Annotated in this window: 21 protein-coding genes and 2 pseudogenes; 6 read left to right on the top strand and 17 right to left on the bottom strand. The window is 66.2% G+C overall.

All coding sequences use genetic code 11. From position 1 onward, the window contains the following. Positions 1 to 16 precede the first annotated feature (16 nt). The 5 genes from MH112_RS00575 to MH112_RS00555 all read right to left on the bottom strand — a co-directional run bounded on the left by MH112_RS00575 (position 17) and on the right by MH112_RS00555 (position 4,402). Positions 17 to 346 (bottom strand): multidrug efflux SMR transporter, encoded by a 330-nt coding sequence (locus MH112_RS00575; RefSeq protein WP_296562638.1) that lies wholly within the window; start codon positions 344 to 346, stop codon positions 17 to 19. Then, a complete protein-coding gene (locus MH112_RS00570; protein WP_296562636.1) occupies positions 346 to 1,275 on the bottom strand; it encodes a prephenate/arogenate dehydrogenase family protein in 930 nt (309 codons plus the stop codon). The genes MH112_RS00575 and MH112_RS00570 overlap by 1 nt, the downstream gene beginning before the upstream one ends. Next, positions 1,275 to 2,396: a histidinol-phosphate transaminase gene (hisC, locus tag MH112_RS00565; RefSeq protein WP_296562635.1), complete on the bottom strand. Its 1,122-nt coding sequence runs from the start codon at positions 2,394 to 2,396 to the stop codon at positions 1,275 to 1,277. The genes MH112_RS00570 and hisC overlap by 1 nt, the downstream gene beginning before the upstream one ends. A 37-nt stretch (positions 2,397 to 2,433) precedes the next feature. After that, a complete protein-coding gene (locus tag MH112_RS00560) occupies positions 2,434 to 3,270 on the bottom strand; it encodes a chorismate mutase (protein ID WP_296562633.1) in 837 nt (278 codons plus the stop codon). Positions 3,271 to 3,367: 97 nt separating this feature from the next. Further along, a complete protein-coding gene (locus MH112_RS00555) occupies positions 3,368 to 4,402 on the bottom strand; it encodes a DUF2125 domain-containing protein (protein WP_296562632.1) in 1,035 nt (344 codons plus the stop codon). Here MH112_RS00555 and MH112_RS00550 point away from each other — a divergent pair. After that, complete coding sequence (locus tag MH112_RS00550) at positions 4,401 to 4,988, top strand: gamma-glutamylcyclotransferase (protein ID WP_296562630.1); 588 nt, start codon at positions 4,401 to 4,403, stop codon at positions 4,986 to 4,988. The two genes, MH112_RS00555 and MH112_RS00550, sit on opposite strands and share 2 nt — an antisense overlap. Here MH112_RS00550 and MH112_RS00545 read toward each other — a convergent pair. The 4 genes from MH112_RS00545 to ftsE all read right to left on the bottom strand — a co-directional run bounded on the left by MH112_RS00545 (position 4,985) and on the right by ftsE (position 8,037). After that, positions 4,985 to 5,689 (bottom strand): lysophospholipid acyltransferase family protein, encoded by a 705-nt coding sequence (locus MH112_RS00545; protein ID WP_296562628.1) that lies wholly within the window; start codon positions 5,687 to 5,689, stop codon positions 4,985 to 4,987. The two genes, MH112_RS00550 and MH112_RS00545, sit on opposite strands and share 4 nt — an antisense overlap. 73 nt (positions 5,690 to 5,762) lie before the next feature. Then, on the bottom strand, positions 5,763 to 6,389 hold the full coding sequence (locus MH112_RS00540) for a YdcF family protein (protein WP_296562627.1): 627 nt from the start codon (positions 6,387 to 6,389) through the stop codon (positions 5,763 to 5,765). Positions 6,390 to 6,400: 11 nt separating this feature from the next. After that, positions 6,401 to 7,309 (bottom strand): ABC transporter permease, encoded by a 909-nt coding sequence (locus MH112_RS00535; RefSeq protein ID WP_296562626.1) that lies wholly within the window; start codon positions 7,307 to 7,309, stop codon positions 6,401 to 6,403. Next, positions 7,306 to 8,037: a cell division ATP-binding protein FtsE gene (ftsE, locus tag MH112_RS00530; protein ID WP_296562625.1), complete on the bottom strand. Its 732-nt coding sequence runs from the start codon at positions 8,035 to 8,037 to the stop codon at positions 7,306 to 7,308. The genes MH112_RS00535 and ftsE overlap by 4 nt, the downstream gene beginning before the upstream one ends. Positions 8,038 to 8,093: 56 nt before the next feature. On the opposite strand from ftsE, the pseudogene MH112_RS14940 reads away from it, so the two are divergent. The 3 genes and pseudogenes from MH112_RS14940 to MH112_RS00520 all read left to right on the top strand — a co-directional run. Further along, positions 8,094 to 8,195, top strand: a pseudogene (locus MH112_RS14940) (MJ0042-type zinc finger domain-containing protein); the annotation flags it as partial. A 42-nt stretch (positions 8,196 to 8,237) separates the two neighbouring features. Next, positions 8,238 to 8,972, top strand: coding sequence for a DUF3426 domain-containing protein (locus MH112_RS00525; RefSeq protein WP_296562623.1), 735 nt, complete (start codon positions 8,238 to 8,240; stop codon positions 8,970 to 8,972). Next, positions 8,965 to 9,492 (top strand): phosphoribosyltransferase family protein, encoded by a 528-nt coding sequence (locus tag MH112_RS00520; protein ID WP_296562622.1) that lies wholly within the window; start codon positions 8,965 to 8,967, stop codon positions 9,490 to 9,492. Before MH112_RS00525 ends, MH112_RS00520 begins: the two co-directional genes overlap by 8 nt. Before the next feature lie 9 nt (positions 9,493 to 9,501). Here the strand turns inward: MH112_RS00520 and MH112_RS00515 are convergent, their stop codons facing one another. The 5 genes from MH112_RS00515 to argH all read right to left on the bottom strand — a co-directional run bounded on the left by MH112_RS00515 (position 9,502) and on the right by argH (position 15,747). After that, on the bottom strand, positions 9,502 to 10,611 hold the full coding sequence (locus MH112_RS00515; RefSeq protein ID WP_296562621.1) for a PepSY-associated TM helix domain-containing protein: 1,110 nt from the start codon (positions 10,609 to 10,611) through the stop codon (positions 9,502 to 9,504). Beyond that, complete coding sequence (locus MH112_RS00510) at positions 10,611 to 12,665, bottom strand: TonB-dependent receptor (protein ID WP_296562619.1); 2,055 nt, start codon at positions 12,663 to 12,665, stop codon at positions 10,611 to 10,613. The genes MH112_RS00515 and MH112_RS00510 overlap by 1 nt, the downstream gene beginning before the upstream one ends. A gap of 126 nt (positions 12,666 to 12,791) precedes the next feature. Then, a complete protein-coding gene (lysA, locus tag MH112_RS00505) occupies positions 12,792 to 14,060 on the bottom strand; it encodes a diaminopimelate decarboxylase (protein WP_296562617.1) in 1,269 nt (422 codons plus the stop codon). Continuing rightward, a complete protein-coding gene (locus MH112_RS00500) occupies positions 14,057 to 14,347 on the bottom strand; it encodes a hypothetical protein (RefSeq protein ID WP_296562616.1) in 291 nt (96 codons plus the stop codon). Before MH112_RS00500 ends, lysA begins: the two co-directional genes overlap by 4 nt. Then, positions 14,344 to 15,747: an argininosuccinate lyase gene (gene argH, locus MH112_RS00495; protein ID WP_296562670.1), complete on the bottom strand. Its 1,404-nt coding sequence runs from the start codon at positions 15,745 to 15,747 to the stop codon at positions 14,344 to 14,346. The genes MH112_RS00500 and argH overlap by 4 nt, the downstream gene beginning before the upstream one ends. Before the next feature lie 42 nt (positions 15,748 to 15,789). Between argH and MH112_RS00490 the strand changes: the two genes are divergently transcribed. Both MH112_RS00490 and MH112_RS00485 read left to right on the top strand, forming a co-directional pair. Continuing rightward, entirely contained in the window at positions 15,790 to 16,407 is a 618-nt protein-coding gene (locus tag MH112_RS00490; protein WP_296562614.1) for a TlpA disulfide reductase family protein, read from the top strand. Positions 16,408 to 16,573: 166 nt separating this feature from the next. After that, positions 16,574 to 16,777, top strand: a complete 204-nt coding sequence (locus MH112_RS00485) for a cold-shock protein (RefSeq protein ID WP_293318179.1) — start codon at positions 16,574 to 16,576, stop codon at positions 16,775 to 16,777. Between the two features lie 95 nt (positions 16,778 to 16,872). Here the strand turns inward: MH112_RS00485 and MH112_RS00480 are convergent, their stop codons facing one another. The 3 genes and pseudogenes from MH112_RS00480 to MH112_RS00470 all read right to left on the bottom strand — a co-directional run. After that, positions 16,873 to 17,307, bottom strand: coding sequence for a helix-turn-helix transcriptional regulator (locus tag MH112_RS00480; protein WP_296562613.1), 435 nt, complete (start codon positions 17,305 to 17,307; stop codon positions 16,873 to 16,875). Between the two features lie 708 nt (positions 17,308 to 18,015). Continuing rightward, positions 18,016 to 20,409 (bottom strand): EAL domain-containing protein, encoded by a 2,394-nt coding sequence (locus MH112_RS00475; RefSeq protein WP_296562611.1) that lies wholly within the window; start codon positions 20,407 to 20,409, stop codon positions 18,016 to 18,018. 5 nt (positions 20,410 to 20,414) lie between these two features. Continuing rightward, a pseudogene (locus MH112_RS00470) lies at positions 20,415 to 21,045 on the bottom strand (hypothetical protein); the annotation flags it as partial.

Below are 21,045 nucleotides of genomic sequence, written 5' to 3'. Positions count from 1 at the left end.
CCCGGGCTGAGCCGCCCTAGGCCGTAGTCTTTGAGAACACCTGAATCACCACCACGCCGGCCAGGATCAGGCCGATGCCGATGAGGCCGGCGGTGTCGATCTGCTGGCGGTAGAGGATCCAGGCGATGGAGGTAATCAGCACGATGCCGACCCCCGACCAAAGGGCATAAACAATCCCCACCGGCACGGTGCGCATGGCCTGGGACATGCACCAGAAGGCGATGCCGTAGCCGATGGTGGTGATCACCGAGGGCGCCACATTGCGAAAGCCGTCCGAGGCCTTCAGCGCTGTGGTGGCGATCACCTCAGCGACGATGGCGATGGCGAGCCAGGCCATCCCGTTCATCAGCCGCCCCGCTTCCGTCCGAAGTCGGGCTCAGCACTTTCCTGGCCGGCCTCGATGACGCCCCGGCGAATTTCCCGGGTACGACTGAACAGCTCGAACAGCTTGTCGCCCTCGCCCCAGCGGATAGCCCGGGACAGGGCCTGCAAGTCCTCGGTGAAGCGGCCCAGGACTTCCAGCACGGCGTCCTTATTAGTCAGGAAGATGTCCCGCCACATGGTGGGGTCCGACGCGGCAATACGGGTGAAGTCGCGAAAACCCCCGGCGGAGTACTTCATCACCTCGGCCCGGGTGACCTCCTCCATGTCGGCGGCCGTGCCGACGATGTTGTAGGCGATCAGGTGGGGCAGGTGGCTGGTGACGGCCAGAACCAGGTCGTGGTGCTTGTCGTCCATCTGTTCGACCTGGGCACCGAGCGCCGTCCAGAAGTCTGACAGGCGCTGGACGGCGGCCAGATAGGCTTCGTCCTCCCGGGCCTGGGGGGTCAGGATCACCCAGCGCTGATGGAACAGCTCGGCAAAGCCGGCGTCTGGGCCCGATTGCTCGGTGCCGGCGATGGGGTGGCCCGGCACGATATGGACGGTGTCAGGCAGGGCTGCGGCCAGGGCTTCGCTGACGGCGGCCTTGACCGAGCCCACATCGCTGACGATGGCACCGGGCGAGATGGCGTGGGCGCAGGCCGCCGCTGCCTCGCCGATGGCGCGCACCGGCGTGGCGAAGATGATCAGGTCGGCGCCCTTTACGGCGTCTTCGGCGCTGAGGGCCACCTCATCGGCCAGGCCCAGCTCACTGATCCGGGCGCGGGCAAAGGCGCTGGCGTCATGGATGACGATCTGTCCGACGGCACCTGAGGCCCTGGCACCCCTGGCCAGGGAGGAACCAATCAGGCCGCAGCCGATGATGGCCAGGCGGGCGAAAACGGGTTCGGCCATCAGTGCGCCTGCATGAAGTCGGCGAGCGCCTCGACCACGGCGCGATTGTGCGCCTCGAGCCCGATGGTCATACGCAGGTGGTGGGGCAGGCCATAGCCGCCGACACCGCGGACGATCAGGCCGCGACTGGCCAGATAGGCCTCAGCGGCCTGGGCGGTCTTGGGTCCGCTGGTCGGGAAGCCCACCAGGACAAAGTTGGTGGCGCTGGGCACCGGCGAGAGGCCAAGCCCCCCCAGCTGCTGGGCAAGCCAGGGCCGCCATTGTGCCAGCAGGTCCAGGGAGGCCTTCTGGAAGTCCTTGTCGGCCAGGGCCTCCACCGCAGCGAGCTGCCCAGGAATGGAGGTGTTGAACGGCTGGCGGATGCGGTCGAGCGCGCTGATCATCTCGGCCGGTCCATAGGCCCAGCCCACCCGCAGGGTCGCCAGGCCGTGCAGCTTGGAGAAGGTGCGGGTGACAATGACATTGTCGCTGGTCCGGGCGAGGTCAGTCCCGTCCTCAAACGCCGGATCATCGACGAACTCGGCATAGGCACCGTCGAGCACCAGGACAACGCTCTTGGGCAGGGCCGCATGCAGGCGACGGATTTCCTCGCCGCCGATATAGGTGCCGGTGGGGTTGCCGGGGTTGGCGATGAACACCAGCCGCGTGCGGTCATTGACCAGCTCCAGCAGGCCATCGACCTCGACCCGGTAGTCAGGCTCGGGCGCGCTGAGCACCTCCGCCTGACAGGCCCGTGCTCCGATGGCGTAGGCCCCGAAGGCGTACTGGCCCTGAACGATGTTGTCGCCGGGCTCAAGATAGACCTGGCAGAGCATGTGGAAGATCTCGTCGGAGCCGCAGCCGAAGATCAGTTGCTCGGGCTCCAGGCGGAACTCTGCGGCGATAGCCTGGCGCAGGGGGGTGGCGCGGCTGTCGGGATAGATGTGCAGCTGATCGATCGCCGCCACATAGGCGGCCTTGGCCTGCGGGCTGCAGCCCAGGATGTTCTCATTGGCCGATAGTTTCAGCGGATGGGCGATCCCGTCGACCTTGGCCTTGCCGGGAACGTAAGCCGATATGTCGAGGATGCCCGGCTTGGGAACCGGACGGTCGGCGGCGGCGCGATCGGGGGACTGGGACATGGGCGGGCCTGGGTTTGGACGTATCAGGCCCTGGCTCTTACACGTCGAACGGTTCCGGTGCAGCCCCGATGACGCCGCTGAGGCGCCCGGGTGCCCGGGCCAGGCGCTCATCATCGGCCTGATAGTAGCCCGCGAGGGTGAAGAGCCGCAGTCCGCCAGCCTCGCTGAGCAGTTCGGCGGCGACCCCATCGCGGCTGAGGACCTCTGTCGTGCGGGCGACAGGGCCGGGGGCGTCCGTGACCCAAAGGGTGACATCGGCGCCGGTGGGCTCCACATCCACCTCGGCGAAGGCCAGTGCCGAGGGCGGTCCCCAGGCGTTGAGGCAGGGCAGGACGGCAAAGACTTTCAGCTTCGGCTCGGCCAGCAGGCGGCCCCACCAGGCGCTTTCGCCTGTCAGCATGGCCACGCCCACCCCGCCCTTCAGCTTGGCGGCGGCGAGGGTATCTTCCGGCTTGGCGGCCATCCTCAAGGCCGGCGCGGCACCGAACCGCAGGCGGGCAAGCTCCAGCGCCCTGGCAGGCGTCGGACCCCCCCAGACCGTGAGATTGAAGGGGCCCTGCAAAGCCAGGCTCTGGCCCATCAGCTCGCGCCAGATTCGGATCACCAGGGCGTCGCTGGCCCCCGTGCGCGGCATGGCCAGCAGCCGGCGCAGGATCTCTGTCTCCCGGCCCGGGCGCAGGCCAAAGCGGTCGGCCTGGCCGGCGGCGGCCTTGGCGGCGGCCACCTGCTTGCCCAGGGCTGTGCGCTCATCCAGCAGGGCCAGCAGGCCCGCATCGATCTCGTCGATCCGCGCGCGGACAGCCTCCAGCGGCAAGGGCACCGGGGCCGCTGTGATCGGCGAGGGCGGGGGCGCAGCTTGCTGGGGGTCGGCCATTTCTATTCCCGGAACCAATGCCGCGACCTAAGTCATTGCGCGGGGAGGCGCAATAGGGCCGCCCCGCGCAAGAAAGTTGCAGACGATACCATCAGCCTCAGTAGACGCGGGGGGCCGGACCGATCGCCACCGGCCCCAGGGTCGTCTGGCCAGCCTGGAAGGTGATGGCGGCCTGGGCCACATTGTCGGCACCCTGTCGGGCTGCGGTGACGGCGGCGGCGGTGTCAGCGGTTTCCGGGGGCAATACTCCGCCGGCACCCAGGGCCTCCAGGGCTTCGGGCGCCTGGCGCAAGGTCACATCAAGGGTTCCCCTCAGCCGTCCGTCAGGCCCGACGAACAGCTGGCCGCGATTGACGCCGATCACGGCTTCGCCCGCTGTGAGCCCAGCCTCGCGGACCTGGGCCATGCCGCCGGCCCGGCTCCAATTGCGTACCGCCGAGGGCCAGTCGTCTCCCTCAAAGGCGCTCATTTCGGTGAGCAGGGTGTCCCACTTGATATCAATGTTGCCGTCCTGGGCGATGCGGGCGAACAGGCCCGACATCTGCGCCTCGCCCTTCGACACCTCCAGGAACATGGCCCCCTGATCCTCAGGTCCCGGTCGCAGGTGGAAGGCCACCTTCTCGGCTTTAGACAGGGCAAACGGCTGAGCCCCCGGCGTAGGGGTGAAGGTCAGATCGGCACCCTCGAAGTCGAAACGTGGGGGCTTGCGGTTCACATCCCCCAGGCTGGCGCGGATCAGCCGGCCGGTCACCTGCACTGATCCAGACTGTGGCCTTGTGAACGTCAGGCCGTCGGGCGTGGCGAAAATCCAGCGGCCGAGCCCATGCATGTAGGCTTCCGACTTCAGGCGTGGGGTGGCGAGCGCCCAGCCTGACGGCTCCCGGATCACCGCATCGGTGAGGGTGACGTTCAGGCGGAAGGGATAGCCACCGATGCTGCGGGTTTCCCAGCTGACCTCATAGCCGGCGCTGCGAAGGGTCTCGGCGGCGGCGTCCATCCGCTCGCCGGTCTGGATGCGGGTCCAGAACCAGAAGCCGCTCCAGACGATCATCGCCAGGAACAGGAAGGCGAAGGGCAGGATCAGGCCTAGCCGGCGGGGTTTGCGAGCGGGCGTCGTATCGGGCACAGACATGGACGGCTTTGCAGACTTTTCTTCTGACGGATCGGGCATGGCGGGCGGCAACGGGGCTTGGGTGTTTGGCTATGGGTCGCTCATGTGGCGGCCGGGTTTCAGCTATGTCGAGCGTTCGAGCGCCATTCTACACGGGCGCCGCCGGGCCTTCTGCATCTATTCGGTCCATCACCGGGGCACCTATGAGCGGCCGGGCCTGGTGCTGGGCCTCGCGCCCGGCGGCGCCGTGCGCGGGACAGCCTACCTCGTGGCCGAGGCCGACTGGCCGGAGGTCTATGCCTATCTCATGGAGCGCGAGCAGCCCACCGAGACCTATGTGGAGGCCAGGCGGACCGTGCGCCTGACCGACGGCCGGCGGGTGGAGAGCTTGGTTTTTCTCTCCGATGTCAGCCATCCACAGTGGGCGGGTGCCCTGTCCCTGGAACGACAGGCCGAGCTGATCACCGGTGCGGTGGGTCTGTCAGGTCCTAATGAGGACTATCTCCGCGATCTTGTGGGCCATCTGCGTGAGGCTGGCGTGCGTGATCGCGCCATGGAGGACCTGTTGGTTCGGGTGGAGCGTCAGGCCCTGGGCTCGCCGACCTAAAGCTCGAGCAGCTTCATGGAGGCTGTCTCGATACGCTCTTCCAGGGTGCGCATGAACTCGGCGCGCTTGAGACCGGGCGGAATGGGCTCCAGATATTCAAAGACGATGACGCCCGGTTTCCGCAGGAAGCCATGCTTGGGCCAGTGAACCCCGGAATTGGTGGCCACGGGGTGCACCGGCAGGTTCAGCTCCCGATATAGGGCCGCGATGCCGGGCTTGTAGCTTCCGCGGACACCCGGCACCCCCCGGGTGCCTTCGGGAAAGATCACCAGCTGCCGGTCTTCCTTCAGGCGGTCTTCGGTATCGCGCACCAGCTTCTTCAAGGCTGCAGCCTGGGCCTCGCGGTCGACGACGATCATGCGCGCCTTCTGAGCGTACCAGCCGAAGAACGGGATCCACATCAGCTCCTTTTTCAGGACGAAGCAGGAGTCTGGCAGCCACGCGAACTGGGCGAACACATCGAACATGCACTGATGCTTTGGGGCCACCAGGGCCTTGCCCTTGGGCACATGCTCCAGCCCACGGACTTCGATCCGGATGTCGCAGATACCGAGCAGGGCGATGACGCCGCGGCTCCAGAAATCCAGCGCCCGCAGAATCCAGACTCTGGGTCCCAAGAGCAGGGGGGTGATCAGGATCGCCACGCTGGCCGACCACAGATAGAAGATCGCCACAAAGAGCAGGGAGCGCACGGCCGTCACGGCGAACCTCTTTCTTGTAGGGTCCTGGCTTGCATTTTCTTTGGTCCCAGGTTCGTCGCTTGCGATTGAAAGCTCAACGGCCCTGCGGCGCAGGCTCGGACGGTGCCTCGTCCTTGGGCCCCAGGCCAAGGATCAGTTCCCGGCCGAGAATGGCCAGATACTTGGAATACTCGGTCACCATAAGCCGGGTGCCGCTGGGGGTCCGCCACCAGCGGCGAGCGTCGAGACCCGGCGTGGCCACGGGATGAGCCTGCAGGGTGATGCCAGGCAGGGCTGAGCCGAGCTCCAGCATCGCGCGAGGCATATGGTAGTCGGCGGTGACCACAATCAGGCTGTCATAGCGTCGGGCCCTCACCCAGCCCGCCGTCTCCTGAGCGTTGCCAAAGGTATCGGCCGCTTCGAAGCCCAGATCGACGCAGCAGTCATAGAGCCGCTGGGCCGCTCGGCTCAACTGCCGGATATCGGCCCGGCTAACCTCTCGATTGACCCCGGAGACCAGCATCCGGTCGGCCTTGCCAGCTTCCAGCAGCTTGATGCCAGCCGCGATCCGCTCGCTGGAGCCGGCCCCCGTCAGGGCGACGATTCCATCGGCCACCTGGGGATTCGTAGCTGGAGTCGAGTGCTCCACCCGGGTGGCGAAGGCCAGCAGGCCAGCGGCCCAGATGAGGGCGGCGACTAGGATCAGGGCGAGCGTTTTCATGGGGCCCCCGTTCAGGACAGCTCGCGAATCAGGCTGGCGGCGGTCATCCGCGCCGCCACTGCCGCCACCAGAGCCGCCGCCAGGGGACAGGGTAGAACAGCCAGCAGATCACTCCAAGCGACCGGCAGAACCGGGGTCAGGCCTTGGCCACCGCCGCCCAACCGCATAGCTGCACCAAGGGCGGCGGCTGTGCCGGCACCCACCAGCCCGGCACCGGCAGCCATCTGAGCGAACCGGACCTGGAACAGGCGGGCGATGAAGACATCTTCGGCGCCTGTCAGGTGTAACAGTTCCACCACCTCGCGCCGGGCGGCGAGGCCTGCGCGGGTCGCAAAGGCGACCACGGCCGCTGCTGCCGAGGCGATCAACAGAAAGACACCCAGTCCCACCCAACGGGCGATGGCCGCGCCCCGCTGAATGTCGGCCAGCCAGGTGGTGTGGTCGTCCACCACGGCGTCCAGGCCCCTGGCCTGCAAGGCCCGCCTGAGACTCTCGGCCGTTGCCGGCGCGTCCCGGTCAAGGACCACCGCCACCAGGCGCGGCACGGGCAGGTCGGCGAGATCGACGGCGTCCCCCAGCCAGGGGGTGATCAGGGCCTCGGCCTTTTCCCGCTCCAGGGCTCTGGCTTCTGCGACGCCCGCTACCCCGGCCAAGGTCTCGGCGGTACGGGCGGCGGCGGAGTCAGGGGTTTCATTGGCCTTGGGACGAACGATCACAGTCATTTCGCCGCTCAATTGCTGGGACCATCCCCGGGCCGCCCGGTCAGAGGCGATCACCCCAAGCGCGGTCAGGCAGGCCAGAAAGCAGAGCACGGCCACCACAAACACCAAGGCGCTGTCTCGGGTGTCGCGCACTGGCAGAAAGGGCGCGGGGCGCCAGCGATCTACGTCGAGGGGCCCGCTTCCCCGACGGCGACTCATGACCTTCCTCCGGGTGAAAACGGTCCCATATGGGTCAGTCGCCCGTCCTCCAGATGCAGAACAGGCATACCCGAACGGGCCACCAGGTCCTGGTCGTGGGTTGCGATCAGAACTGTGGTGCCCAGCCGGTTGAGTTCCAGGAACAGGCGCAGGATACGCAAGCCCATCTCGTGATCCACATTCCCCGTGGGTTCATCGGCGAGCAGGATGTCGGGGCGACCGACGACGGCGCGGGCGATGGCCAGCCGCTGCTTCTCGCCGCCGGCCAGGGTCGGGGGCAGGACGTGCATCCTGTCCTTCAGGCCAACCCAGGTGAGAAGCTCGGCCACATCCTGGCGGTAAGTGTCGGGTTTCTGCCCGGCGATTCGCAGCGGCACCGCTGCGTTGTCGAAGGCGCTCAAATGATCGAGCAGGCGAAACTCCTGAAACACCACGCCGATCCGCCGGCGCAAAAAGGGGCGCACATCGGCCGGGGCCTTCGCCACGTCCTGGCCAAAAAGGTGCAGCAGACCCTTTGAGGGCTGGGCGGCCAGATAGATCAGCTTCAGCAGCGAGGTCTTGCCCGCACCCGATGGGCCGGTGACGAAATGGAAAGACCCTTGAGGCAAGGAGAAGGTAAGGTCTTTAAGCGTCTCAGGTTCGCGCCCGTAGCGCATGGACACGTCGTCGAAACGCACGACGGCGTCCCAGGCTTCGGTCGGCTCTGCGGCGTTCAGGTTTCTGGACATGGAGACCGGAATCGGCGACCTCGATACGGTGGGCTGGAGGGTCCGATACAGCGGCCATGATACTGACCTGTCCAGACTGCTCCACCAGCTATTTCGTGGACGACGCAAAGATCCCTGAACAAGGGCGCGTCGTGAAGTGCGCGAGCTGTGGAAACCGGTGGACGGCCCGCCGCGAGGAGCCGGCCGAACCGGAACCCCCGGTGGCGAGCCCTCCGCTCGCCGATACCCCCCTTGTGTCGGTCGATCAACCCACACTCGATGTTGCCCCCGCCCAGGAGGCCGAGCCCACTGGCCGGGCCGGCGAAGCCCTGCCTCGCGCCTTCAGGGCCAAGGCTGATGATTCGCGCCGCCTGCGCGAGGCAGCCGCCACGGGCGTCGTCTGGGCCGGCATGTCGGCGGCCCTGGCCCTGATGCTGGTGATCGCCGTCGTGTTCCGGGTCGATGTGGTGCGCCTGTGGCCCAGCGCGGCGGGCGCCTTTGCCAGCGTTGGCCTGCCTGTGAACAGTGTTGGCCTGGCCATAGAAGGCGTAGCGTTCGAGCCCGCCCTTCAGGATGGTCACGCGGCCCTGTCCATTTCGGGCATGATTCGCAATGTCGAGGATCGCACGATCACTGCCCCGCCGCTGCAGATTCGCCTGCTGGACAAGAGCGGTGCCGCCGTGGCCACCAAGATCGCCCGTGCCGCCGATCCGGTGATCCCGCCCGGCGAAACGCGCCACTTCGCCATCGCCCTGATCGATCCTCCGGGGTCGGCTGCGGACCTGGAAATCACCTTTGCGGAGCTTAAGGCCGCCGCAGAGGCCCCGAAGGCACCGGCTGAGACCCTTGACCTGCGCGGGGCCGCAGACGCCAGTCCCCCCGAAGTTGCCCGGCCACCGGTACGGGAGGCTGTGCCGCTGGCGGAACCCCCCACAGAGGCGCCGCTGGATGAGTGACCCGGTCATCGCAGTTCTACTGGATGAAGCCGAGGTTGCCCGGCGGGTCGAGGCCCTGGCCCAGGATATTGCCCCCCGCATCGACGACGACACCGTCGCCATCTGTCTGCTGACCGGCGGGCTGTGGTTCTGCGCCGACCTGACCCGCGCCCTGGCTCGGGCGGGCCGTCATGTCCGTTTCGACGCCCTGTGGCTGGCCTCCTACGGGGACGCCAGGGCCAGCCTTGGCCGGTGTGAGGTCCGCGCCGATCTTCAGCGTCCGCTGGAGGGTCGCCGGGCTTTAATCATCGATGATGTGATCGACACCGGTCTGTCCCTGAGTGAAGCCGCCCGTCTGGTCCGGGATTCTGGTGCCTCAGAGGTGTTGACCTGCGTCTTCGCTACCAAGCCCTGGCCGACACCCAGGGCCATCGAGCCGGACTTCGTCGCCTGGACCGCCCCGCCGCGTTTTCTGGTCGGCTATGGTATGGATTCAGCCGGTCAGTACCGGGGCCTGCCCTATGTCGGGGCCATGGACTGACTCTGGACGTCAGCGGGCCAAGGGCCTCCCGCGCCTGAGCCAGAGCATCAGTCCTGTAACCGATAGGGCGGCGGTGACCAGACCGCCCAGGAAGACCAGGGCCCTGCCAAACTCGCCAAAGGCCTGGCCCGAGTGCAGCGGGTACTGCCAGGCAAAAAAGGCGTCTCCCGGTCCCTCGCCAAGATCATGCCGTCGCCCGATGACCGCTCCGGTTTCCATGTCCATATAGGTCCACTGACGGCCCTGATCGTCCAGGTCGCGGGGATCGAAGGTCCGGATAGCGTAGACCCCCTTGTCGGGTAGGGGCCGCAGGCTGTCGATCTGATCGGCCGGCGCCACCCTGGCCATGGCCTGATCGATGGACAAGGTGGCCTCGACGGTGCGGTCTGGCAGGCTGAACTCCAGGCGTTCAGAAACGGGTGCCAAGGACCGCACGGCGTCACGGCTGAGGTCGGGCCAGGCCAGGGTTACGCCGGTGAGCGCCAGCACAAAGGTCACCGGCCAGGCCCAAAGCCCAGGTGCCCGGTGCCAGTCGAACAGCCGGCGCAGGCTGCCCGGCCGGCCTTTCACGCCGAGGGCGTCGCGCCAAAGAGCGAGCTTGGGCACCGCCAGGGCCAGGGCCAGTCCGTGGTCGATCAGCCAGAGCAGGCTGATGAAACCGAACACCGTCGTCACCCAAGGGGCGACCAGCAGGTCTACATGCAGGCCATAGAGCAGGTCGGGCAGGTAGCGGCGATCCAGGGACCAGACACCGCTCCTGCGCCAGCCCACCACCGCTCCGGTCTGCGGATGGGCAAAGACCTGGACCCCGGTCGGCTGCCCATCGACCACGGCCGAGCCGATCAGCCAGAGGGTCTCCTGGGGATGGTCGGGCAGGTCAATATGACGGGCTTGAAAGCCTGGAAGCATCGCCCCGGCTCCGGCCAGAGCTGTGGTGACCGGAGCCTCTACCGGTGTTCCCACCGCCGCCACGCGTCGAAGTTCACCATTCAGTACGGTGTCGAGCTCGTCATAATAGGTGATGGCCGAGCCGGTGACCGCCAGCAGCAGAATCCAGAGCCCGGCCGCCAGACCAAACCACCGATGCCACAGCCGAAGCGCCCGCCGGCTCGCCTTCATCAGAAGCGATAGGAGGCGGTAAGCCTCACATTGCGACCGGCTTCATTCAAACCCCGGACGATCTCATATCCCGGGATGGCGCTGTAATCGGCGACGCTGGCGTGGGCGCGATAGGTCTCGTCAAAGAGGTTATAGATCGCCCCCAGGAGTTCGATGTTCCGGTCCTCGAAGGGAACCCAGCGGGCGAACAGATCAACGACAGCATAGCCCGGCTTATCCACCCGCTGGGTCTTGGCGATATAGCCCAGCTGGACCTCCCGATAGAGGACCTCGATGTCATTGAGATCGCTGTAGCGGGTCAGGCTGGCCTGGAAACCCAGCCGATCGGAGGGGTCGAAGCTGGCGGTCAGGTTGATGCTGTCGCCCATGGAGTTGCCCAGGGCGATTTCCTCATAGCCTTCGATCTGGCGTCCGTTCAGCAGGGCGTCGTAGCTGTTGTAATAGGCGTCCAGGGTCCAGGGGCCGTTGGCATAGCCCACTCGAAGTTCCACGCCGTCCGACTCGTAGCGCCCGACGTTCTCGTAATAGGTCGAAGCCTGGGGGGCGGGCCCCGCGCCGAGCTGGTCGAGGATCACATCGTCTATGGTCATGTCGAAATAGACCGCCGAGGCCGTCCAACCCTCATGGGTCCAGGCCAGACCAACCTCGAAATTGCCGACGGTTTCCGGCTGCAGTCCCGGTGCCAGGGAAATCCGGCCGGGACGGCTTTCCAGGGTGAAGGCGTCGCCGATCTCCTTGCCCCGGAAGGCCTCGGCATAGCCGATATTCAGGGTCAGTCCGTCGAGGACCTCGTAGTTCAGACCGGCATTGAAACTGAAACCGTTACTGGCTGTGCGCCCGCCATAGGTCTGCTGCTCCAGCTCATAGTCGTCATAACGCGCGCCGAAGCTGACGGTCAGGGCCCCTGAGGGGCGCCACAGGTTCTGGGCGTAGAATCCCGTCAGCTGGCCCCTTTCCTCAAACCGGCTGACGGCCGGGTTCCAGGTCCATGGGCCCCATTGGGCGATGTTCCCGAGATACTGGCTTATGACCGTATCACGGCGGTGCTCGACGCCGGCGGTCAGGCGGTGATCGCCCAGCGCGAATCTGCCGCGCAGGTCCAAACCCCGGGACTCGATCTCGGCCCCGTAGAGCCCCCAGCGATCGAAGCGATCTTGTTTGAAGTCGGTGCGGGTCAGGTAGCCGGTGGCCTCCAGGTCCCAGCCCTGGCCCGAGGCAAAACCATAGTTGGCTACGGCTGTCCGACGCTCGGCCTCGGCTGGAAACAGCCGGTCATTGGCCCGGACCGGCCAGTTTGGCCGCTGGCCGAAGGCCCCGGTCTCCTCGCGCTGCTCGTAGCTGACTGCGAAGCGATGACCGCCTCCGAGCTCGCCGCCGATCTTGATGAAGCCCAATTGCTGTTCGGCTGCGGTTCCCCGCATCTCAACCCCGTCGCCGTCCTGCATGGCCTCGCGGTCGACCTGGACGAAGGACGCCATCACCCCGACATCGCCGGTCAATCGGCCATAGCCCGTCAGGCTGAACTTCTGACCGTCATTGGAGAACCAGCCGGCCTTGGCGATGGCGCCGAACCGCTGGTCATGGTCCAGCAGGCTTACCGGATCGCGGGTGCGGAAGCGGATGGCCCCGCCGATGGCCCCAAAACCAGAGGTGGCCTCGCCAGCGCCGGTCTGAAGCTCGACGGTCTCCAGCAGTTCAGGTTCGATGGAGACCCGGCCAATGTGGTGAAAGAGCGTGCCGCCCTGGGGCGCGCCGTCCACCGTGATGTTGAGAAGCGAGTCCTCAAGACCCCGCACATAGATCTTCTGGGCCAGGCCGATAGAACCCCCCACGGCGACCGACGGGGTGCGGCGGAAGATATCCTGCAGATCGTTGGCCTGGGTGCTTTGCAGCTCAGGACGGGACACGACCACGTCTGTCAGGGCCCCCACCACCACGATTTCACCGACCTCATGGCCATCTTCCGGTCCGGTCTGGACCGTCTGGGCGGCCGCAGGGCAGGCCAGAATGAGTGGAGCGAGCGCGGCCGCGCACAGGTGAGCCTGTTTCAACATGTCATCCCTCAGATTGTGAGGGAGCGTCTAAACAAGGCCAGGATGCGGGGTCAATAGCAAATGATAATGATTCGCATTATTCTTTTGCAGGGATGGTTTGGAAGGCCTTGCGGGACAGTCTGGACCTCAGAGCCAGGGGGCGGTGGTTTCCCGGGCCAGCATTTCCTCATAGGTCGGACGCGGGCGGACCACGGCAAATTCGCTGCCCTTGACCAGCACCTCAGGCACCAGGGGGCGACTGTTGTACTCACTGGCCATGGAGGCCCCATAGGCGCCGGCGCTCATGAAGGCCACCAGATCCCCCGCTTCGAAGGCTGGCAGGTCACGATCGCGGGTGAAGGTGTCGCCGGTCTCACAGACTGGACCGACCACGTCATAGGGACGCACAGGTCCTTGCCGGGGACTGACCGCGCGGATGTCGTGATAAGCGTCGTACATGGCCGGGCGCAGAAGGTCGTTCATGGCCGCGTCCAGCACGAGGAAACGTCGACCCTCTGGTCGCTCATGAATGTGCAGCACCTTGGCCAGCAGAACCCCGGCATTGGCGGCGATCACGCGGCCAGGTTCGAAGGCCAGGGTGACATCCAGGCCTCGGGTCGCCTCAGCCACGACCTTGGCATATTCGGATGGCGACGGCGGTTCGGGCTGGTTGAAATAGGGCACGCCCAGGCCGCCCCCCAGGTCGAGCCGCTCCACTTCCAGCCCCTCGCCCTTCAACCGCCGCACAAGCCCGGCCATCTTGCTGAAGGCTTCGGCCATAGGGGCGAGGTCGGTGATCTGGCTGCCGATATGGCAGGCCACGCCCACCGGCTTCAGCCAGGCGTTGTTGGTGGCGTTGGCATAAAGCCGCTCGGCCTCGGCGAAGGAGACGCCAAACTTGTTCTCCGACTTACCTGTGGCGATCTTGGCGTGGCCCCCGGCCGCCACGTCCGGATTGACCCGGAAAGCAATGGTGGCGCGCCGCCCAAGGCTTTCGGCCACCTGGGCGATGGCGATCATCTCGGGCTCGGACTCGACATTGATCTCGCAGACCCCGACCGACAGGGCGAAGGCGATCTCGGTCCGGGTCTTGCCGACCCCGGAGAAGACAATGCGCTCCGGGGGAACGCCGGCGGCCAGGGCCCGGCGGATCTCGCCTTCGGACACCGTGTCGGCACCGGCACCCAGCTGCGCCAGGGTTCTGAGCACGGCCAGATTGGAGTTGGCCTTCACTGCAAAGGCAATCAGCGGATCGCGGACCCCTTCGGCCTCCAGAGCGTCCCGCAGGACCGTATAGTGCCGCTCAAAGGTGGCGGTAGAATAGATATAGACCGGCGTGCCGACGGCCTCGGCGATGGCCGCCAGGGGGACGTCCTCGCAGGAGAGCTCACCGTCCCGAAGCTCGAAATGGTTCATCGGGGATTGGCGTAGGGGTCGGGCAGGGCGCCTTGCGGGCCCGACGCACTGGGATTGGAGGAGGTGCCGTCGATGGGCAGGGTGCGCGACGGCGCAGGATTGGTCGCCCGGGTGCGGGGATCGATCGTGTCCACAGGCTTGCTGGCCGAGGGACGTGGAGCCACCACCTCGCCAGTGGCCGGATCGCCCCAAAGGGGCGGCGGACGATCCAGGGCCCCGGCCTTGCCGCAGGCGCTGAGAACGAGGGCACTGGCCAAGGCCAGGAGGAGCGGGGGGCGAAGGGTCATTTCAGCAGGTCCTTCCAGCGGGCGACCTGGGCGCGAGCCTGGTCGGGGGCAGCACCGCCATAGCTTTTGCGGCTGGCCACGGATGCGGCCGGGGTGAGCACGTCATAAACGCCAGAGCCGATGCGCGGGTCCAGGGCCTTCATGTCCTCAAGGGGCAGATCCGCCAGATCGCAGCCCAACTGCTCGGCCCGCTTCACCGCCGCCCCGGTGATGTGGTGAGCGTCGCGGAAGGGCATGTCGAGGGTGCGCACCAACCAGTCGGCAAGGTCAGTGGCCGTCGAGAAGCCTTCGCCGGCGGCGGCCGCCATGCGTGCGGTGTTGGGGGTCAGGTCAGAAACCATGCCGGTCATGGCACCCAGGGAGAGGTCGAGGACATCGAAGGCCTCGAAGGTCGGCACCTTGTCTTCCTGCATGTCCTTGGAATAGGCCAGCGGCAGGCCCTTCATGACCACGGCGAGCTGGGTAAAGGCTGCCAGCATCCGTCCGGCCTTGGCCCGCACTAGCTCGGCCGCATCCGGGTTCTTCTTCTGCGGCATGATCGAGGAGCCGGTGGTGAAGGCGTCCGACAGGGCGATGAAGCCAAACTGCGGCGTCATCCAGATCACGATCTCTTCGGCCAGCCGCGACAGATGGGTGGCGCAGATGGCACCGGCCGCCAGGGCCTCCAGGGCGAAGTCCCGGGAGGAGACGCTGTCGAGGGAATTGGCCGTGGGGCGGGCAAAGCCCAGGGCCTCAGCCGTGGCGTGCCGGTCGATGGGGAAGGGCGAACCGGCCAGGGCGGCCGCCCCCAAGGGGCACTCGTTCATCCGTGCGGCCGCGTCGGCGAACCGCGAGGCGTCGCGGCCAAACATCTCCACATAGGCCATCATATGGTGGCCGAAGGTCACCGGCTGGGCCGGCTGCAGGTGGGTGAAGCCCGGCATCAGGGTGTCGGCATGGGCTTCGGCCTGGGCCACCAGGGCGCGCTGCAGAGCCTGAAGCTGGCCGACGGTGCGATGGCAGGCCTCGCGCACCCACATCCGGAAATCCACGGCGACCTGATCATTGCGCGACCGCGCCGTGTGCAGACGCCCGGCGGCCGGGCCGATCAGCTCGCGCAGTCGGGCCTCCACATTCATGTGGATGTCTTCGTACTCGTCGCGGAACGGGAAGGTGCCCTCGGCGATCTCCGCCTCAATGCGGCTTAGCCCCTCCTGGATGGCGGCTTCGTCGGGGGCAGAGATGACTCCCTGCGCCTTCAGCATGGCCGCATGGGCCCGCGACCCGGCCAGATCCTGGGGCGCCAGGCGCTTGTCAAACCCGATGGAGACGTTGATCGCCTGCATCAGATCGGCAGGCTTGGCGGAAAATCGCCCGCCCCACATGGCCTGACCCTGGCCGGAGGGCGCAGGCTTCTCCATATGGGCAGTCTGTGGCGGTGCTTTGGAGGCTTTGTCGGTCATATGGGCGATCAGTCAGCGGCAAAAACCGGAACCGGCCTGGTGGGCAAGCTCCTCTGGGGCGTCGCCGCCTTCGGCGTCGCGGCGGTGGTCTACATCATCGGTCAGGCTTCCACCAATCCCGATGCAAGTCGTGGCATGCGCGCCTTCGCCAAGGGCGAGATGGCTGCGCTGCAAACCCCCAGTGACCCGCGACCTGCCCCGGTGACCACCATCTATGATCCAGAGGGCAAGCCCTTGCGGCTGGGAGACTTCCGCGGCGAGGTGGTGGTCTTGAACCTGTGGGCCACCTGGTGCCCGCCCTGCGTGGCTGAAATGCCCACCCTGGCGGCCCTGGCGGCGCACTATGAAGGCCAGCCCGTGCGGGTGCTGGCGGTCAGCATCGACCGGGCCGAGGACATCGACAAGGCCAGGACCTTCATCGGCCAGCATGCGCCGCTGGCCTTCTATACCGACCCCAACATGAAGCTGGCCTTTGACCTCGTCCCTCCCGCCCCTGGCATGCCGACGACGGTCATTTACGGGGCTGACGGCATCGAGCGGGCTCGGCTTGCGGGCGGGGCTGACTGGGGCGGCGAGGACGCCAAGGCCGTTGTGGATCACATACTCGGCGCCGACTGACCGGGCTTTTCGGATTGACCGGCGGCGGGTGGTCATCGAAATTTGTAGACGCGACAATCCGAGATTTGGGCCGAGCTACGCTACGTTTCCCGAGGACTGCGATTGTTGACGGACGCTCGGCGCCCCGGGCGTCACGTTTCGTCAGCTTGTCGGGAGACGACAGAACATGGCCTCAGGTACGGTCAAGTGGTTCAACACCACCAAGGGTTACGGCTTCATCCAACCAGACGACGGCGGCAAGGATGTGTTTGTGCACATTTCCGCCGTGGAGCAGGCCGGCATGCGCGCCCTCAATGAAGGCGATAAGGTGAGCTATCAGCTTCGAGAAGAGCGCGGCAAGACCGCGGCGGTCGACCTCAAGACCCTCTGAACGGGCAGGGTTTCCACCGAAACGAAGAGGGCGCGGCGGTTTCCTGCCGCGCCCTTTTCATGGGCCTCAGAATATGTGCCTCAGACCCAGTGCGTTCAGGCCACTTCGCGCTTGCGAACGCTCGTACCTTGATTGGGTGACCCACCGGTCGGCGACAGGATGCGCAGGAAGCTGACCAGGGCCGTCCGGGCCTCCTGGGGAAGCTGCTCATAGACCGTCAGGAGCTCCAGCGCGCCTGGCGTCCGCATCCGGGACAGAAGGTCGAGATCAACGCTGGGTTCTTCGTCGGGGGTGTCGAGGACATCAAGCAGGTCGGTGACCCGGCAGCGCAGGGCGCGGGCGATCTGCACCAGGCGAGAGAACGAAATCCGGTTGGCACCGTTCTCATATTTCTGGATCTGCTGGAAGCTCACGCCGCATTGTTCGGCCAGGGCTTCCTGCGACATGCCGATGGTCCGGCGGCGAATGCGCACAGCCGCCCCCAGGGCGATGTCCATGGGGTCCGGGCTCTTCGTCGTGGACTCTGTCAAATCCGTCTCCTCGTTCACGCAGGCTGACCTGACAGCAGGGCTGCCGGGTCGAATATTTCAAGCGGGAGAAGTTGTGGAAACTTCCTGACACCCGCCTAGCGTCGGTAACGCGTGAGTTGCAAGAATGACGTTCTACGAAAATGGGTAGATTGTTACGTGGCGGGATGTCGCGCTGGGTGCCAATCGTGACAAACGGGCCTGTCTTGCCCCGCAAATGCATCGCAGACGCGTTTCCAATTGGTCAAGCGACGGCGGTGAACCGGGCCTAGAGCCCCAGAATCTAAGGTCCAATTGGGCCACGCCTTGGCAATCACCCGCTTCACAATAGGCCCAGATCAGCGGGCCATTGGGTTTCGCACCTGAAACAAATCGTGTCTCCCCGGGACCTTCAATCCGCAGTGATCGTCGTTCGCCCATGGCCGCCTCCATCGAGAGAACAAAAGCAGAACTAATGGGGTTGATCGACTCCTCAGAGGATGAACTTCAGCCGACTACGATCTGGGATGGTGCCGAAGGCGCGGGGCATGCGCTGCGATTTTCAGCGCTGTGCGAGAGGGTCGCTGATACGGGCGATGGTCCTCGGCTGCCGATCCAGTCCCCTGGCTGGGGATCGCAGCGAATCCATAGTCACGTTAACTATACTGAGAACAGGTCGCAAATCGTCGCAGGGGGGCTGGCCGGGTCCAGCAGGGAAAATCAGGCGACGTCCTAGGACGCCGCCGCCAGCGGGGCTATCGGGTCGGCCTTGTCGAGGAAAGCCACAAGGTCGGCCCGGGGCAGGGCTGGGGAAATCAGATAGCCCTGGATCAGGTCGCAGCCCATGTTGAGCAGAATGGCCTCTACGGCCTCGGTCTCGATCCCTTCGGCCACGACCTTCATGTTCAGGCTGTGCGCCAGTTCGATGGTCGAGCGCAGGATCAGTCGATCCCGATCGGTGTCGACGGCCGTGGCGATACTGCGGTCGAGCTTCAGCTCGTCAGCATCCAGGGTCTGCAGGTAGGAGAGCGAGGATAGCCCGGCACCATAGTCGTCGATGGAGATGGCCAGGCCGGCTTGATGGAACCGCGCCACGGCCTCAGCGGCTGCCTGAGGGCTCTCGATGACGGCGGTTTCGGTGACCTCCAGGCAAAGCTCGTGGGCCCGGCCTTTCACAGCCTCAAGAACAAAGTCCTGGAAGGCAAGGTCGCCCAGCAGCCGGCCAGAGACATTGATCGACACCATCAGGCGCCGCCCGACGGCCCGCAGCGCCGCACTGTCGGCCAGGGCTTGGGTCACGGTCCACTCGGTCAGTTCGCGGATGGCACCGGTCTCTTCGGCCGCGCCAATGAACAGGTCGGGGCGGATCGCGCCCCGGACGGGGTGACGCCACCGCATCAAGGCCTCGACGCCAAGGATGGCACCGTTGGCCGACCGCTTGGGCTGATAGTGCAAGGAGAGCTGCCCCTCCTTAAGCCCCTGGCGAAGATCGCTCATCAGGGACAGGTTCAGGCTCGGGTCCTGGAAGGTTTTGGCCTGGAACACCAGTCGGCGCTGGTCGCGTCGGCGGGCTTCGTCCAGGGCGATGGTGGCCTGTTCCAGCAGACGCTCATCGGTCTCGGCGGGGTCCTCATCGTGGGCGACGCCCAGGCGGACAAACGCGTCCACCAGGGAACCCTTGACCTGATAGGCGGCCTCCAGGCTTTCCAGCTGCGCCAGTTCGGTCTCAAGGCTCAGGGCATCGTCTCGACGGACCACCAGGCCCAGGACGCCGGTGGAGAGATAGCCCAGGCGGCTGGAATGACAGGTGCGCAGCACCCGCTCGGCCACCGCGCGGACCACGTCATTGGCCATGCCATAGCCGATGGCCGCCCGCATCTGGGCGTATCGGTCGACGCCAATGGCCAGCACGGCCACAGCCGCGGTTTCGCCAGAGCGCATCCGTGCGATCTCGCTGAGCAGGGCCCGGCGATTGGGCAGCTCGGTCTCCGGCTCGTGCATGGCCAGGTGCAGCAGGCCGGCTTCCCGGGCGCGGATGATGTCCTCACCCCGGCGCTTGAGCTCCAAACGCACGGCCACGGCCAGACACAGCAGCTGGGTCAGCAGCAGGGGGGCCGTGGGCAGGGATACGGGCATCAGGGCCTGAACGGCCACCGGAAGGCCCAGGATCACGACCAGGGTCAGCACATGACGCCCGGCCAGATGACCGAGGGTCCGGGGGCGGCGCAGGGGACGCAGGACAAAGGCGACCGCAAATACCAGCACCAGGATCAGGGGCGGTGACAGGCCATAGAGCGCCCGGCCCTGGACGAGGCTCTCATAGGCCAGGGCATGGACCATGATGCCCGGCAGGATACCGTGCCGGGGGGTGGCCAGATTGTCCCCCAGCTCCAGGGCAGTGGCACCGATCAGGATCACCCGGCCCCGGACAAGGGCGGGGTCGAACCGGTTCTCATAAACATCGTGAAAGCTGAGGGTCGGGATGCTGGATGGCTGGATGCCAAAGTCCACCAGGAAGGGTGCGGTCTCCCCATGGGGTTGTCCGGCCAGCAGGGCGGCCATGGTCGGCCGGTAGTCTTCGTCGGTGGAAAAGCCCCGCAGATAGCGGCGGATCTGCCCATCTGGGTCGGCGGCGACATTGACACTGGCCAGCAACGAGTCCCGCGACAGCATGGCCAGGGGCGCATTTTCGATCATCACATCGCTGGCAACACCGCGGCTTGCCGGCTGGACGAAGGTCGCTAACGCCACGCGCCCTGGGGCGTCGGCAATGGCGTTGGCTAGGGCCTGGTCCATCTCAGGGGTTGAGCGGGCGCTGAAGTCCACATCGAAGCCGATCAGCTTGGCCCCGGCGGCCTCCAGGTTGCGGACAACCGTCGCGTAGCGATCACGCTCCCACGGCCAGACCTCGGCGGCTTCGAGACTGGCCCCGTCGATGGCGACGACCACCAGTTGCTGGGTGGCCTGACGCTGGATCAGGCCAAACCGTTGACCGGTGAGGGCGTCCTCCACCGGCCGAAGGGCGCCAGCAGCCATGATCGTCCCCACCAGGGCGGTGATGACGACCACAGCGGCCATGCACTTGGCCAGCGCGATCCGTGCAGGGGTGATGGATGACGTCAGCATGGGGTTTAGCGCTGGTTGCCCCGACCGGTGTTGCCGTTGCTGTTTCGACTGTCGTTACCTTCACGCGTCCCGTTTCTATTTCCCGGGTCGCCCGTAGGGATGGCCAGTGTAGCAATCACATTGCTGTTGACGCCGATGCTCGTGCTCAGCACGGGAGAGGTCGCAGGCGGTCCCCCACCATTGCCATTGCCATTGCCATTGTTGCCGTTCTGCGCGGCAGGCACAGAAGCCGGCGGGCCATTACCGTTACCGTTGCCATTATTCCCATCACGGCTCTCGCCGGCGGCAGCGACGGTCACGTTTACGGGCGGACCATTGCCATTGCCGTTGTTGCTGTTCTGCGCGGCGGGCACAGACGCCGGGGGGCCATTGCCGTTACCGTTGCCATTATTCCCATCACGGCTCTCGCCGGCGGCAGCGACGGTCACATTGACGGGCGGACCATTGCCATTGCCGTTGCCGTTGCCATTGTTCCCAACGGGGGTCTCGCCGGCGGCAGCGACGGTCACATTGACGGGCGGACCATTGCCATTGTCACTCCCGTTGATGCGGTTCTGAGCAGCGGGGACACTGGCCGGGGGGCCATTGCCGTTGCCGTTGCCATTGTTCCCAACGGGGGTCTCGCCGGCGGCAGCG

This window comes from Phenylobacterium sp., from assembly GCF_022402485.1.
In the GTDB taxonomy this organism is placed as follows: domain Bacteria; phylum Pseudomonadota; class Alphaproteobacteria; order Caulobacterales; family Caulobacteraceae; genus Phenylobacterium.
Note: the sequence above shows the minus strand (reverse complement) of the source record. Positions and strands in the feature narration are given on the sequence as shown.

Excerpts from the sequence above, each read along its gene's own strand:
- MH112_RS00570 (WP_296562636.1), bottom strand. The coding sequence starts at position 1,275 with ATGGCCGAACCCGTTTTCGCCCGCCTGGCCATCATCGGCTGCGGCCTG.
- MH112_RS00475 (WP_296562611.1), bottom strand. The coding sequence starts at position 20,409 with ATGCTGACGTCATCCATCACCCCTGCACGGATCGCGCTGGCCAAGTGC.
- lysA (WP_296562617.1), bottom strand. The coding sequence starts at position 14,060 with ATGAACCATTTCGAGCTTCGGGACGGTGAGCTCTCCTGCGAGGACGTC.
- MH112_RS00535 (WP_296562626.1), bottom strand. The coding sequence starts at position 7,309 with ATGAGTCGCCGTCGGGGAAGCGGGCCCCTCGACGTAGATCGCTGGCGC.
- ftsE (WP_296562625.1), bottom strand. The coding sequence starts at position 8,037 with ATGTCCAGAAACCTGAACGCCGCAGAGCCGACCGAAGCCTGGGACGCC.
- MH112_RS00520 (WP_296562622.1), top strand. The coding sequence starts at position 8,965 with ATGAGTGACCCGGTCATCGCAGTTCTACTGGATGAAGCCGAGGTTGCC.
- MH112_RS00485 (WP_293318179.1), top strand. The coding sequence starts at position 16,574 with ATGGCCTCAGGTACGGTCAAGTGGTTCAACACCACCAAGGGTTACGGC.
- MH112_RS00575 (WP_296562638.1), bottom strand. The coding sequence starts at position 346 with ATGAACGGGATGGCCTGGCTCGCCATCGCCATCGTCGCTGAGGTGATC.
- MH112_RS00540 (WP_296562627.1), bottom strand. The coding sequence starts at position 6,389 with ATGAAAACGCTCGCCCTGATCCTAGTCGCCGCCCTCATCTGGGCCGCT.
- MH112_RS00515 (WP_296562621.1), bottom strand. The coding sequence starts at position 10,611 with ATGAAGGCGAGCCGGCGGGCGCTTCGGCTGTGGCATCGGTGGTTTGGT.
- argH (WP_296562670.1), bottom strand. The coding sequence starts at position 15,747 with ATGGAGAAGCCTGCGCCCTCCGGCCAGGGTCAGGCCATGTGGGGCGGG.
- MH112_RS00560 (WP_296562633.1), bottom strand. The coding sequence starts at position 3,270 with ATGGCCGACCCCCAGCAAGCTGCGCCCCCGCCCTCGCCGATCACAGCG.
- MH112_RS00500 (WP_296562616.1), bottom strand. The coding sequence starts at position 14,347 with ATGACCCTTCGCCCCCCGCTCCTCCTGGCCTTGGCCAGTGCCCTCGTT.
- MH112_RS00550 (WP_296562630.1), top strand. The coding sequence starts at position 4,401 with ATGGACGGCTTTGCAGACTTTTCTTCTGACGGATCGGGCATGGCGGGC.
- MH112_RS00555 (WP_296562632.1), bottom strand. The coding sequence starts at position 4,402 with ATGTCTGTGCCCGATACGACGCCCGCTCGCAAACCCCGCCGGCTAGGC.
- hisC (WP_296562635.1), bottom strand. The coding sequence starts at position 2,396 with ATGTCCCAGTCCCCCGATCGCGCCGCCGCCGACCGTCCGGTTCCCAAG.
- MH112_RS00490 (WP_296562614.1), top strand. The coding sequence starts at position 15,790 with ATGGGCGATCAGTCAGCGGCAAAAACCGGAACCGGCCTGGTGGGCAAG.
- MH112_RS00510 (WP_296562619.1), bottom strand. The coding sequence starts at position 12,665 with ATGTTGAAACAGGCTCACCTGTGCGCGGCCGCGCTCGCTCCACTCATT.